Source organism: Neobacillus sp. PS3-34 (assembly GCF_030915465.1).
In the GTDB taxonomy this organism is placed as follows: domain Bacteria; phylum Bacillota; class Bacilli; order Bacillales; family Cytobacillaceae; genus Neobacillus_A.
On record NZ_CP133267.1, the window covers coordinates 3,818,414 to 3,831,365 of the forward strand.

Genomic DNA, 12,952 nt, shown 5'->3' on the forward strand with positions numbered 1-12,952 from the left:
GGAACTAAATAAATGAAATATAAAATGTTGATTGTTCTTCTCTGTTGCGGTCTTATTTACGTTTCGGTTTTGCAGTATAAAATCCATCAATACAGTGATAACGAAGCCATATCAAACGCGGATTATCTAATTGTTCTTGGAGCTCGGGTGAAAGGAACGAATCCATCGCTTGCGTTAAAGTACAGGATTAATGCAGCTGCCCATTATATGAAGAACAATAACCAGACCATCGCGATTGCTTCTGGTGGCCAGGGGGCTGGCGAAGACATTTCGGAAGCGGAAGCAATCAAGAAGGCCTTATGAAAAAAGGGATAGATGAGTCGAGAATTATTTTAGAGGATAAATCGACCAGTACAGTTGAAAATCTCACTTTTTCTAAAAAATTAATTCCTGCCAAGGCGAAAACCGGAGTGATTGTCACAAATGATTTTCATATGTACAGAGCAAGCAGTATGGCCAGGGATCAGGGACTGAAATTATCCCCTCTGCCAGCAAAGACACCTCTCATCGCCATTCCAAAATCCTATGGACGAGAATATCTAGCGATTTCAAAATATTATTTGTTGAAGATTTTTTGATAAGGAGCTTTGGAATGAATACAAAAGAAGGTGTGAAGGGTCTCCAACTGGCCAATATAACAAAGGAATTTGAAAAGGAAGCCAGGGAGCTCATTCTTGATGGATTTAAGGAACGGTTTGGCTTTATCGATTGTTCCTTAAATCCTGATTTAAAAAATATCATCGGGACATATAGCAAACCAGGCTGTCTTTTTCTGGTTGGTTTAATAGAGAACATAGTAGTCTGTACTGGTGCTTTTACGTTGGAGGCTGAGGATACTGGCAGAATTGTCAGGATGTCTGTAAATAGAGAATACAGAAGGCTGGGCATTGCACGGAAAATGATAAATGAACTGGAGTCGCAAGCAAAACATCTAGGTTATAAAAAGCTCGTGCTGGAAACGAATCATGAATGGACGAGTGCTGTGCAATTTTACAAAAAGAATGGGTACAGTGAGGAACGGAAAGAACTTTCATGCATTCACTTTTTGAAATTACTCTAACAGACTAATTAAAAGGCTGTTTTCGTATACTTTGTTGCTATATAAGGAGTAGTTGATTTCCACTCCAGGATGCTCGCTTTCCGCGAGGCGGGCGGTGAGCCTCCTCGGCGCACAGCGCCTGTGGGGTCTCACCTGTCCCGCTGCTCCTGCAGTAGTCTCGCACCTTCCGCTCCAATCAACTTCTTTTTCAACGATTTGCTTTTAACAACCTATTTGCAAAACAACAATCTTTTAGAAAACAGCCAATTAAAAAAAGGAAGGCTCCGTCAATCGGAGTCTTCCTTCTGTATGAAATTAATACATCCAGCCACGGCCATACTGCTTTGGCCCTTCGATTTCATAGCGCAGCTCTTTTGCAGCTGTGCGAGGCCAATAAGGATCACGCAGGAAGGCGCGCGCTAAAAAGATGAGGTCTGCACGGTCATTTTGCAATATTTCCTCTGCCTGCAGGCCGGTAGTGATCAGTCCGACAGCGCCGGTCGCAATGTCCGCCCCGTGCTTAATCGTTTCGGAAAATGGCACCTGATAACCAGGATAAGCATGGATTTCGGCTGGCGCAACAGCTCCTGAGCTCACGTCAATCAAATCAACGCCCTGTTCCTTCATCCATTTGGCCATAACTGCATAATCTTCGGCCTTTCATGCCTTCTTCGTGATAATCATAGGCTGAAACCCTGACAAACAGAGGACCGTTCCAGACTGTATTTACAGCTTCAATCACTTCGCGTAGGAAACGGTAGCGGTTTTCTGCTGAACCGCCATATCCATCCGTTCTTTTATTGGAAAGAGGGGATAGGAATTCATTTATCAGGTATCCGTGCGCCCCATGCAGCTCGATGACCTCGAAGCCTGCTTTCTTTGCTCTTTCTGCTCCCAATCTAAAAGCTTCAACTGTTTCTTTGATATCTTCCGTTGACATTTCCTTTGGTGTTTTTGATTTTTCATCAAACGCGATAGCAGAAGGGGCGAGGATTTCGCCTTCCAGAACAGCTTTTCTGCCGGCGTGGGCCAGTTGGATTCCTGTTACGGCTCCATGTTCTTTCATTAAATCAGTTAATTCTTTTAATCTCGCTATATGATCATCGCTCCAGATGCCGAGATCCTGCGGTGAGATTCGTCCTTGCGGTGTGACAGCTGTTGCTTCCGTAATAATTAATCCGGCCTGTCCTACTGCTCTGGATGTGTAATGGGTACGATGCCAATTTGTTACCATTCCGTCTTCTTTAAAGCAAGAATACATGCACATGGGTGCCATGACAATGCGATTTTTCAAGGTGACTCCTTTTACGGTATACGGGGTGAATAGTTTTACTGTTTTCGGCATTAAAAAAGCCTCCCTCTATTTCGTTATACTAAATATCTACAGTATAGCAAATGCATTTTCTAATTGAAAAAAATCAGTCTGCCCTATTCATTTTCCTTAATTCACTTAGCTTATACTTCGTTCCTCTCCATACGATCCCGCCCCGTTTAAAAGTAAGGAAACTGGCCTTTATGATTGAATAAATAAATATCAGCCCGGTAAGCGGAAAGACAAGGAACATAAAGGGAGAGAAGCGTGTCATTTTCTTTATGATCATCCAGTATAAAAGGCCAATGGCAAGAATGTTCGCGAAGCTGAGCAGAGAGATGTTCCGGTCGGGCATAAAGATGGTGAAAAAGGGAAGAACATGTGACACGAAAGTTCCCACAACGGCAAAGATAACCATGCTGATCCGGTAGTTGAGCCCTGCAAATGTATTTTTTTCAAGTCCAATCAGTGCTTCCTTTAGGCTGTCGTACCACTCTACTTCTATCAGTTCAAGCGCTGTGGCAATTCGCTGCCGGTAGCCCGCTCTTTTCAATTTCATTCCAAGCTGAAGGTCATCATCCGGACGCATTTTAATTTTTTTATGTGTTCCCATTTCTTCATATGCTTGTTTTGTGACAAGATTAAATGCACCTATTCCAGTGCCATTTTTGGAATGAGGGTCGTTAGCGGTCCATCGCCGCTTAAAGTAGGAGAATCCGAATAAAAAGAAGCCGACAAACGATTTCAGCCAGAATTCGTTCCCGCTTAAATTGGGAGCAGCGGTTAAATGGTCAAGCTGAAGCCTTTTAAAATAGCTTAAGGCTTTAGCAAAGGCTCTTTTTGATAAATGACATCCGCATCAGTAAATAGCAGCCACTCACCTGAGGCCGCCTTTGCTCCTGAAAAAAGAGCGTGGTTCTTTCCAAGCCACCCTTCAGGCAGCTCTTTAATATGAACGACCCTGATACGCGGATCATCTTTTTTCAGTTCCTCCATGATTTCACAAGTCCGGTCAGTGGAACGGTCGTTAATGAGCAGCCACTCAACATTCCGGTAACTCTGCCTGAGCTGGCTGTTGATGCTAGCACTTATCTGCTTTTCTTCGTTACGGGCGGCGACAATTACAGACAGCAGCGGTCCGTTTTCCAGTCCGTCTTCTTGTTCAAGACAGTCAAGTTTTCGAAGTCCTATCGCAGCATCAATGATAAAAACGAGCCAGATCAGGAGGCTTATTGATAATAAAATGACCAGCATGATTGTGAATCTCCCGTCTCATTCAATTATATTTGTCTTCTTTTCTATTGTAATAATAGCAGCGACGGAAATTCAAATTCAGGATGGCTGTTTTTTTGAATCAAACTCTGTGCTTAACATCTTTCCAAGCTTTTGGGACTGGGCAGTAGCCTCCTTGATGCAATCAACGATTGCTGCCTGGACCTGATGGTTCTCAAGTATTCGGATTCCCGCCTCGGTCGTGCCACCTGGACTGGTTACTTCATAGCGCAGCTGCCGTGACGGCTTTTCAGATTTTGTCAGCATCTCTGCGGCGCCAAGCAGGGTTTGGACGATCAGCTCCTTCGCCAGCTGTTTTTCCAGGCCTATTTCCAATGCGCTATTTTCCATTGCTTCCACAAGGTAATAGATATAAGCTGGGCCGCTCCCAGACAGTCCAGTAACTGCATCAAGCTGTTCCTCCTCCACAAAAGCCGCAAGACCGACAGTTTCAAAAAGCTTCTTTGCCATCTCCGCCTGTTCCAAAGTGACTTGATCATTCATTGCCAGACCTGTAGCTGATTTTCCAATTGCAGCAGAAGTGTTCGGCATGGCCCGCACTGCTGCGAGCTGTTTACCAGCGAGCGTTTCAATGGTATGGACAGAGATGCCGCTAGGACAGAAATAATTAAAGCTTTTTCGGTTAAAAAAGGGCTGATTCTTTTTATCCCTGACAAAGCGTCCTTGGGTTTCATCGCCAAAACTATCACATCAGCATCCTTAAAAAGCGCTTCTAAATCATAGGTAATACTAACGCCGTATTCGAGGTGCAGACGATCGAGCTTTTTTCTGTCACTTCTATTTGTGACCCAAATATTCTGTTTTTCTAGCAAGCCGTTGGAAGTGATTCCTGAAATCAGGGCTTCAGCCATTGAGCCTGCACCAACCACTACTAATTTTTTCATTGGAATTCCCCCTTTAAATGAATACAAAAAGGCCCCTCATCCGCAAAGGACGAAAGGCCATTCTTCCGTGGTACCACCTTCATTTGCCTTTTTTAATTAAAAAAGGCTCACTCAAGTCCAATAACGCTGGATTCGCGGTTAGGTTTGCCTAACAGCTCATAAGGTAGGTTCAATGTTCTATTGGGCGGTGAAGCCTTTCAGCCGCTGAGCTTCACTCTCTTTCGCCTTATCCCATTTACTGGCCCTATTCATTGCTTTTCTGTTTAAAGTTTGTAAATTCGCCGGTACTTTATTATTTTTTCAAAAGTTTTAATTGTGATTATGCAAGAATCTCAGCTTGTCTGTCAAGCGGCTTTTTCCAGAAATTTTAAAAAAAGTATTAATAAATTATGTGAAAATAATGACAATGGTTCCGAAAATCGATACACTTAATTTTATAATTATAACTGTATAGTGTTAGGGGAAAAACCCATTTTCTGTTTTGTATATAAATATAGTATTTAAGGAGTATGTGAAATGACGGAATGGATAAACGGAATTGCAAAAATCAGCCTGCCAACTCCTTTTGCGGTTGGTGATGTGAATGTATATGTGATTAAGGGGGAGCGCCTTACGCTTGTAGATGCAGGGCCAAAAACAGAGGGAGCATGGAAAGTGTTGAAGGAGGAACTGTCTTCTTTGCAGTTGACTCCCGGCGATATTGATCAAATCATCCTTACTCACCACCATCCTGACCATGCCGGGCTGCTTGACTTCTTCCCAGATGGGCTTAAGGTTTATGGCCATTGGTTAAATGAACGCTGGATTAAGCCTTCCGATGCTTTTTTTGAGGAATATGAAGCTTTCCATCGCCAGCTATTTGCGGATTTTGGCCTGCCTGAGGAATTCAGCCCTTTTATTAATCAAATTAGAAAAACTTTAAAGTACTCCTGTGACAGGTCGCTTAGCGGTGAACTGGCAGAGGGAGATTCACTGCCTGGATTGGAAGGTTGGAGAGTGATTGAAACACCCGGCCATGCACAGAGCCATATTGCCCTTTTTCGAGAAAGTGACGGTACCTTAATCGGGGGAGACCATATTTTAGCTCATATCTCACCTAATCCGCTGCTTGAGCCGCCAGTACCAGGAGAAACAGAAAGGCCGAAACCGCAGCTTCAATATAACGATTCTTTGAGGAAGCTTCTTGGTTTTCCGATCAGGCTGGTTTATACAGGGCATGGCGGTGAGGTCACTGAGCTGCCTGAGCTGATTGAAAAAAGACTGAAACGCCAGCATGAACGGGCGATGAAGGTTAAGGGCTGGCTTGAAGCGGAAGAACTGACGGTGTTTGAAATATGCCGCCGCTTATTTCCATCTGTCTATCAGCGTGAATTGGGCCTGACTCTATCCGAGACTGTTGCCCAGCTTGACTATTTAGCCTCGATAGGGGAGATTGTTAGTATTGAGGGCAGCTTGCCTGTTCTTTTTAAAGCCAGATGAGGTGATACGGTGTCTGAACGATTAAAGGATAAAAATATAATCATAACCGGGGCATCCGGAGGAATCGGAGCTGAAATTGCCAGGCTGTGCGCGCAGAGGGGGGCAAATTTGTCCCTTCTCGCAAGAAACATTGGCAAGCTACAGCTTTTAAAAGAAGAACTTGAACAACGTCACAGCGTCAGTATTTATGTTTATCAGTTAGATGTTTCACAAACCGAGCGGGTCCATGAGGTTTTCACCAGGATTAAGGAAGACATGGGGGAAATCCATATTCTCGTGAATAATGCCGGATTCGGCATTTTTCGTGAAGCGCATGAAGTAACAATTGATGAAATCAAAGGTATGTTTAACGTCAATGTCGTGGGCTTGATGGCCTGCACGGGCATGGTTTTGCAGGAAATGCGTACCCGTCGTTATGGGCATATTATTAACATCGCTTCCCAGGCCGGTAAAATTGCGACCCCGAAATCAAGTGTCTATTCTGCGACAAAGCATGCTGTGCTCGGCTATACGAACAGCCTACGGATGGAGCTTGCCGATTCCAATGTTTTGGTTACGGCTGTCAATCCTGGCCCGATTGCAACTAACTTTTTTGAAATTGCTGATGAAAAGGGTACATACGTTAAAAACGTCCAAAAGTTCATGCTTCAGCCTGAATATGTTGCCGGGAAAGTGGTCGATGCCATGCTGACCCCGACGAGGGAAATCAATCTGCCGGGCTGGATGAACATGGGTAGTGTTGTCTATGCTTTATTTCCGCGGTTATTCGAGCGTATTGGAAAGCGAGCTTTTGATAAAAAATAATCATAAAAAGCTCTATTATTACTTTTGATAGGGCTTTTTACATTGATTAAGCATTGGGGTGGTTTTGGTGAGTAAATACCTCCATGAAAAGGCACTAACATTTTTAATGAAGTCTTTTCCATTTTCGGAGAGAGATCTTCACTTTAGGAATTCTATTGAGGAAGTGGATTATCTCTTTTTAACAAAAGAAGAAGCTGAGATTTTAACGAATATTTATTTTGAATTAAAAGACTTATATTTAAGAAAGTTAATCCTTAAGAATTTATCTCGCTGTAAAGAAATTCAACTAGAAGAATTCTTTTTAAAGGCCTATAAAAAGGAACGCTACTTGGATATTAGACTGACTGCAATCCGCGGGTATGCAAGATTTGCTTCACATAAAGAAGTAGAAAAGGTCATGCAGAATTTCATGAAGATTCTTATTAAAAGACAGGAAAATACCCCTAATAATTATCAGGAATATGCATTCTTGCTTTCCCCTGCCGGGCTTCCATATTTAATAAAAAAGTATGGATACGATTGCTTTCAAATTGTTTATGAGCAAGCTAAAGTTCAATATGATGCTATGGAAGAACAGTATAAAAACCGCTTAACCTATGACGAAGAAGGCAATGCAATTACTATAACTAAAGGCATGAGAAATGCAATAAAAAAAGAAGACAGAAATAAGTTATGAACTTGGTAGAGGGCATACTCGCTAGTTGTTCTAATTGAATACTGTAACCTCATTTTATTTTATAAGTTGGGAAAAAAATATTCTGCTTCTGCAACATTGCAATTTATAAATGGTATATTTATATTAAATACATAAAAGATTAAATTTTTAAAAAACTTATATATTTAACAAAGGAGCAAAGACAAATGAGTGATACATACGTAAATATCGGAGAAATCCTTCATTCATTGAGAGTTTATAAGGGCTTGGAGATAAACGAACTTGCCGATAACATTTGTTCCGTTGAGGAACTTGCTTTAATTGAAAAAAATAAACAAGATCCAACTATTGACCAGCTTTTTAGATTCGCTGAAAAGTTAAATGTTAAATTAGGGGATTTTTTTGATTTGGCTTCAGCAGGTTCGGTTAATTATGTGTCTGCAGTCAGCGATCTGATTAAAAAATACAAAAGAGAACGAAATTATTATGCCATCAATGAAATTGTCCAAAGAGAGAAGGAAAATCCTTTATTTAATTTTCCTTCCAGCAGACAATTCCTGCTCTGGCATGAAGCGATATGTTTGTACTATTTATCTGAATCAGAACAAAGAGATAAAGAGTACTCAATCCAGATGCTTAACGAAGCAATTAATATTACAAATCCTTTAGGAAAAGGCCTGACCGAACGGGAAATTGAAATTAAAATGGCTGTAGCATTGATTGAAAAAGACGCTCAAAACTTTGAAACTGCCATTACGATTTTAAAAGAAATTTTAGAAGATATGGACACGCTTCCTGGATTAACGGATTCCCATGTCCGGCTTCGGGCTTTGTTTGGTTTATCGCAGTCACTTTCAAGAATTGGTAAATATGAAGAATCGTTGGTTTATAGTGAAAAAGGGATAGAGCAATGCATTAACGATGAAGTATTATATCTGCTTGGTGAGTTTTTATACCAGGCTGGTTTGAATTATGAAAACGTTGGTGACTTAATCATGGGTCGGGAGTATTTCACGAAATCACTTCAAGTCTTTGATCTACAAAAAAATGAAATTTTAGGAAATATAGTAAAAGCTGATTTGGAAAATCTATCAAAACTATGATAATATTAACATAATAAAAATCTTTCTAAAAAGGAGATATGAAGAATGAAAAAAACTCTACTTGTATCTGCTCTTGCAATTGGTGTCTTGGGAGCAGCTAGTTCTTTCGGAGTGAAGGATGTTAAACTAGCTGAAATGCCAACGCAACACAGTGTGAATCCGGGAGTTCAGCTTGCTGAAATGCCAACGCAACACAGTGTAAATCCGGGAGTTCAGCTTGCTGAAATGCCAACGCAACATAGTGTAAATCCGGGAGTTCAGCTTGCTGAAATGCCAACGCAACACAGTTTGAATCCGGGAGTTCAGCTTGCTGAAATGCCAACACAACACAGTGTAAATCCGGGAGTTCAGCTTGCCGAAATGCCAACACAACACAGTGTAAATCCGGGAGTTCAGCTTGCCGAAATGCCAACGCAACACAGTGTAGATCCGGGAGTTCAGCTTGCCGAAATGCCAACGCAACACAGTGTAGATCCGGGAGTTCAGCTTGCTGAAATGCCAACCCAGCACAGTATTACACCTGATTTATTAGCATAAAGAAAAGGGACGCTGTATCTATAAAATGGATTCAGCGTTTTTTAAAACACCCCTTTATGCCCATCTTATTGCGTGATAAGAATGAGCCATATTTACCTAGAAAAATTTGTAAAAAAGGATTATTCTTTAATTTGTAATAGTACGGATTAGCGGAAGGGGTATACAGGTTGGCGAATATCCATGAGAAATATTGTCCGAATTGTTTGAATTTAATTTTTAATAAAAAAGATTTTCAAGAAAAAATTGCTTCATTAAAGAATACACTCTTGTCTAATAGAGAAGATTTTTTACCTAGTGTAGAAGAATTTTTACTTTTACAGAATGCCCCGCTTGATTTGATCATGGGAGTTCGCAAGACAATATTGGACGAATTAAACAGGAAGACAATAAATAGTGTTGATGTAATGAAAAAAACGACTCAGGCAATTCATTTTAAAAAATGTTGTTTTTCATGCGGTTATTTGGTTGCGGAACATGAAGTTAGTACCCTCCATAAAAAGAAATTTTTTGGACTGGGGCTTGGAAGGTTTCTTAGATTCGGAAAAGCGAATTACTAATAGATTGTCGGCTTATCAAAAAAGCATCGTGTAAAAATCGATGCTTTTTTTGTGTTTTTAGAAAAACTCTCATCCCGTTATAAATTCATAAACGGAATCATTAATGATTTCATGTAACTCCGCTTCAGGCTGCTGTTCTTTTATTAACACAATCCGTTCATATAGCTCCTCGTAGTCGTCCTTGCTTAACGGCAGGTTTTCACTCTTCGCGTAATATTGTTTAAAGCAATTTTGGATCATTTTAAAAATAAATTTTTTATCCATTATTTGCACCTCAAAAATGATTATACCGCTTTTTTGTCGAGCATCCACCATGGAAAAGAATCCTTAATCATGAAAACTGTCGTAAAATTTCCATTGAAACCGAACGCATATTCGCTTAACATGATGGGTAGAATGATATAGAACGGATGTTCGGTGAAATAACACAGTCATTTACTTGAAATTCATCTTCGGAGGCAGAATTATGGTTGATTACAGCAAAGTGCCGAAAAATAAAATTTTATGCGTGGATATGAAAAGCTTTTACGCAAGCTGTTCCGCTGTCATGAATGGCCTTGATCCATTAAATTGCTATCTGGCCGTTGTCGGCAACAAGGAACGGTCGGGGAGCGTCGTTTTAGCCGCCTCTCCCCGGCTGAAAAAAGAGTTTGGGATTAAAACGGGTTCCCGCATGTTTGAAATTCCCAATGATCCTAGGATCGAAATCGTTGAACCGAAAATGGCAACGTATTTGCGCATCTCCACTGAAATTTCTCGCGTTTTTAACCGTTATGCCCCAAAGGAGGCCGTCCACACGTACAGCGTGGACGAAAGCTTTATAAAGGTCGATGGTTCCCTGCATCTATGGGGAGATGCCTGGACCATTGCCAGAAAAATAAAGGATGACATCGAACGGGAATTTCAGCTGCCCTGCGCAATCGGAATTGGTCCCAACATGCTGATGTCAAAACTATGCCTTGATTTAGAAGCCAAAAAACACGGAATTGCCGAATGGACATATGAGGATGTCCCGGAGAAGCTTTGGAGCGTTTCTCCGCTCAGGGAAATGTGGGGAATTGGCAGGCGGGTAGAAAAGACGCTAAATGGAATGGGCATTTTCACTGTCGGCCAGCTTGCGAGATACGATTTGGAAAAATTGGAGAAAAAATTCGGCATTATGGGCAATCAGCTTTATTACCATGCATGGGGAGTTGACCTTTCCGAAATGGGCGCCCCAATTATTGAAGGGCAGATCAGCTTTGGAAAAAGCCAGATATTGCTCAGAGATTATAAAGAGGTACATGAAATCAAACATGTGATTCTGGAAATGTGCGAAGAGGTAGCAAGAAGGACACGGGCGCACCGAAAGGCAGGGCGGACAATCAGCCTTGGCATCGGCTACAGTCAGGATGAATTCGGCGGGGGGTTTCACAGGTCGAGGACGATTGCTCAACCGACCAATGTGACAATGGACCTTTACCGCGTATGCCTTGAATTGTTTCATGAGCATTATGCAGGGAAAACGGTCCGGCAAATTTCCTTGTCGCTTGGCAATATTGTTGATGATGGTGAAATTCAGCTAAGCCTGTTCGATCCCGGGGCAGTAAAAAGACGTGAGCTTGGCTATGTGGTGGACAGCATTCGGAATAAGTTTGGATCGGGTGCCCTGCTGCGCGCTGTTTCCTATACTTCTGCAGGAACCGCAAAGCACCGGGCAAAGCTCGTCGGCGGACATAAAATGTAACAGAGAAATGAGGGGAAAGCGATGATTCGTGACCGCGGTAGAATCAAATGGACGTCCATGATGCTTCCCGAGCATGTGAAAATGCTCAGGGATTGGGTGAAGGAGGACGTGTACGAACAGGAAAAAGAAGTAGATGAACAGCAGCTTGAACTGATGAACGATATTTTATCTGAAGCGATGGAATTCAATCAGTCTGTTACAATTACCCATTACCGGAACAGAAATTACGAGCTGGTGCTCGGTATAATTCATTACTGGGACGAATTGGAACAGAAGCTCCACATTGTCGACAAGTTCGAAGAAATCCATCGCATCCAGCTGAAATACATTGCCGATGTCCGGCTTTCCGGTGATGACCAGGTATAGAAGCATCAGTTCCCATTGGAAATAAAAGAGCGATTTCTCGGAGAAATCGCCCATCCCATTATTCTTCGTTCTTTTGAACACGTACTTCGGATTTGAAAACCCCTTTATGTGACGCATCACAAAACGGCATGTTTTTAGAAAGGCCGCAGCGGCAAAGGGAAAAAGCTGGTTTCGTTTCAATTACATTTCCTTCTCCATCGAGCAATTCAATATCGCCAGTCACACGAAGCGAGCCGTTATCATTCACCTTAATTTGAACTTTTGACATGCAGGACACCCCTTATATAATGATTGTATACTCTAATGATGTTAAATGCAGCTGGCTGAAAAAGCAAACAGAAAGAAATAATCTGTCCCCTATGTTAAAATGATTTTATGAAATGGTAGGGGGAAAATGATGGAAATTAACATAACAGAAACTGCCTTGCAAAAAATAATTGAAAGAACAAGCGAGAGCAGAGGTTATTTAAAGCTGAAATACGATACGGATGGCTGCGGCTGTGCGGTCAATGGGGTAGCAGTCCTTTCCATGGAGCAGGATTTGGATGAGGGTGAGATTGCAATTAAGACCAATGGGATACCGATTTATATACAAAAATCAAAAGCCGTTTTCTTCGATGACAAAATGACCATCGATTTTTCGAAAGCAGTGAACTGCTTCCAACTGAAAAGTACAAGTGAAATACTAAACGGGCGCATGAGCCTGGTAATACAGAAAAAAACAGACTGATCCAGGCGGCAACGGGTTTACTTGTAAGGTACAAAACGGTAAATCGCAGACCAAATCAAATAGCAAATCACATAAACTTCACAGTCAAATAGGCTTAGAGATGCAAATATCTCTAAGTCTTTTTTTGAATTTTCTTTTTTTACTAAAGCACCCGTAAGTTGTACAAGTTCATTAGACGCTAAAGCGAGTTTGATAAATAAGCGGAGAAATTTCGCTTACTTAGGAAATAGCACTGAAAATAGCTTAAATAGACGGAAAGATTCCGACTATTGACTCAAAAAACGTGAAAATGGTTAATTTTGCTTTGCTTAATCGGAAAACCTCCGCTTATATACCCCGAACCGAGCTCTATTCTGCAGTCTAACCGAAAAATCTCCGCTTATTTTAAATAGCACTGGTTACTCAATTAAGGATAAGACTTCTTACTAAATCACAAATAATTCACACACCCTCCAATAATTATTTCA

16 protein-coding genes, 2 pseudogenes and 1 other annotated feature are annotated in these 12,952 nt (G+C 41.5%); of the genes and pseudogenes, 11 read left to right on the forward strand and 7 right to left on the reverse strand.

Going from position 1 to position 12,952, the window contains the following annotated elements; all coding sequences use genetic code 11:
* Positions 1-12: 12 nt before the first annotated feature.
* Positions 13-578 (forward strand): annotated as a pseudogene (locus tag RCG23_RS19870) (YdcF family protein).
* A 14-nt stretch (positions 579-592) separates the two neighbouring features.
* Positions 593-1,060, forward strand: coding sequence for a GNAT family N-acetyltransferase (locus tag RCG23_RS19875; protein ID WP_308177062.1), 468 nt, complete (start codon positions 593-595; stop codon positions 1,058-1,060).
* A gap of 294 nt (positions 1,061-1,354) precedes the next feature.
* On the opposite strand, the pseudogene namA reads toward RCG23_RS19875, so the two are convergent.
* The 5 genes and pseudogenes from namA to RCG23_RS26060 all read right to left on the reverse strand — a co-directional run bounded on the left by namA (position 1,355) and on the right by RCG23_RS26060 (position 4,528).
* Positions 1,355-2,384 (reverse strand): annotated as a pseudogene (gene namA, locus RCG23_RS19880) (NADPH dehydrogenase NamA).
* Between the two features lie 73 nt (positions 2,385-2,457).
* A complete protein-coding gene (locus tag RCG23_RS19885) occupies positions 2,458-2,964 on the reverse strand; it encodes a glycosyltransferase family 2 protein (protein ID WP_374049767.1) in 507 nt (168 codons plus the stop codon).
* A gap of 203 nt (positions 2,965-3,167) precedes the next feature.
* Positions 3,168-3,605 (reverse strand): glycosyltransferase family 2 protein, encoded by a 438-nt coding sequence (locus RCG23_RS19890; RefSeq protein WP_308177063.1) that lies wholly within the window; start codon positions 3,603-3,605, stop codon positions 3,168-3,170.
* A gap of 78 nt (positions 3,606-3,683) precedes the next feature.
* On the reverse strand, positions 3,684-4,175 hold the full coding sequence (locus tag RCG23_RS26055) for a pyrroline-5-carboxylate reductase dimerization domain-containing protein (RefSeq protein WP_374049768.1): 492 nt from the start codon (positions 4,173-4,175) through the stop codon (positions 3,684-3,686).
* A complete protein-coding gene (locus RCG23_RS26060; RefSeq protein ID WP_374049769.1) occupies positions 4,124-4,528 on the reverse strand; it encodes a pyrroline-5-carboxylate reductase family protein in 405 nt (134 codons plus the stop codon). The genes RCG23_RS26055 and RCG23_RS26060 overlap by 52 nt, the downstream gene beginning before the upstream one ends.
* A 42-nt stretch (positions 4,529-4,570) precedes the next feature.
* Positions 4,571-4,789: a binding site (T-box leader), on the reverse strand.
* A 255-nt stretch (positions 4,790-5,044) separates the two neighbouring features.
* Between RCG23_RS26060 and RCG23_RS19900 the strand changes: the two genes are divergently transcribed.
* From RCG23_RS19900 to RCG23_RS19925, 6 genes are all read left to right on the forward strand, one after another.
* Positions 5,045-6,007, forward strand: coding sequence for an MBL fold metallo-hydrolase (locus tag RCG23_RS19900; protein WP_308177064.1), 963 nt, complete (start codon positions 5,045-5,047; stop codon positions 6,005-6,007).
* Between the two features lie 9 nt (positions 6,008-6,016).
* Entirely contained in the window at positions 6,017-6,811 is a 795-nt protein-coding gene (locus tag RCG23_RS19905) for an SDR family NAD(P)-dependent oxidoreductase (RefSeq protein WP_308177065.1), read from the forward strand.
* Positions 6,812-6,878: 67 nt separating this feature from the next.
* A complete protein-coding gene (locus RCG23_RS19910) occupies positions 6,879-7,487 on the forward strand; it encodes a hypothetical protein (RefSeq protein WP_308177066.1) in 609 nt (202 codons plus the stop codon).
* Positions 7,488-7,672: 185 nt separating this feature from the next.
* A complete protein-coding gene (locus tag RCG23_RS19915; RefSeq protein ID WP_308177067.1) occupies positions 7,673-8,569 on the forward strand; it encodes a helix-turn-helix domain-containing protein in 897 nt (298 codons plus the stop codon).
* A gap of 45 nt (positions 8,570-8,614) precedes the next feature.
* On the forward strand, positions 8,615-9,106 hold the full coding sequence (locus RCG23_RS19920; protein ID WP_308177068.1) for a hypothetical protein: 492 nt from the start codon (positions 8,615-8,617) through the stop codon (positions 9,104-9,106).
* Positions 9,107-9,273: 167 nt separating this feature from the next.
* The gene (locus RCG23_RS19925) at positions 9,274-9,663 is read left to right on the forward strand and encodes a hypothetical protein (protein WP_308177069.1); all 390 of its coding nucleotides are present in this window, start codon (positions 9,274-9,276) and stop codon (positions 9,661-9,663) included.
* 69 nt (positions 9,664-9,732) lie between these two features.
* Here the strand turns inward: RCG23_RS19925 and RCG23_RS19930 are convergent, their stop codons facing one another.
* The gene (locus RCG23_RS19930) at positions 9,733-9,927 is read right to left on the reverse strand and encodes a YqzH family protein (RefSeq protein ID WP_308177070.1); all 195 of its coding nucleotides are present in this window, start codon (positions 9,925-9,927) and stop codon (positions 9,733-9,735) included.
* Between the two features lie 202 nt (positions 9,928-10,129).
* On the opposite strand from RCG23_RS19930, the gene RCG23_RS19935 reads away from it, so the two are divergent.
* Both RCG23_RS19935 and RCG23_RS19940 read left to right on the forward strand, forming a co-directional pair.
* On the forward strand, positions 10,130-11,389 hold the full coding sequence (locus RCG23_RS19935; protein ID WP_308177071.1) for a Y-family DNA polymerase: 1,260 nt from the start codon (positions 10,130-10,132) through the stop codon (positions 11,387-11,389).
* Between the two features lie 21 nt (positions 11,390-11,410).
* Positions 11,411-11,755 (forward strand): YolD-like family protein, encoded by a 345-nt coding sequence (locus RCG23_RS19940; RefSeq protein ID WP_308177072.1) that lies wholly within the window; start codon positions 11,411-11,413, stop codon positions 11,753-11,755.
* Between the two features lie 58 nt (positions 11,756-11,813).
* On the opposite strand, the gene RCG23_RS19945 is transcribed toward RCG23_RS19940, so the two are convergent.
* Entirely contained in the window at positions 11,814-12,023 is a 210-nt protein-coding gene (locus tag RCG23_RS19945) for a CDGSH iron-sulfur domain-containing protein (RefSeq protein ID WP_308177073.1), read from the reverse strand.
* A 126-nt stretch (positions 12,024-12,149) separates the two neighbouring features.
* Here RCG23_RS19945 and RCG23_RS19950 point away from each other — a divergent pair, with 126 nt between their 5' ends.
* A complete protein-coding gene (locus tag RCG23_RS19950) occupies positions 12,150-12,485 on the forward strand; it encodes an iron-sulfur cluster biosynthesis family protein (protein WP_308177074.1) in 336 nt (111 codons plus the stop codon).
* The last annotated feature ends 467 nt before the right edge of the window (positions 12,486-12,952 follow it).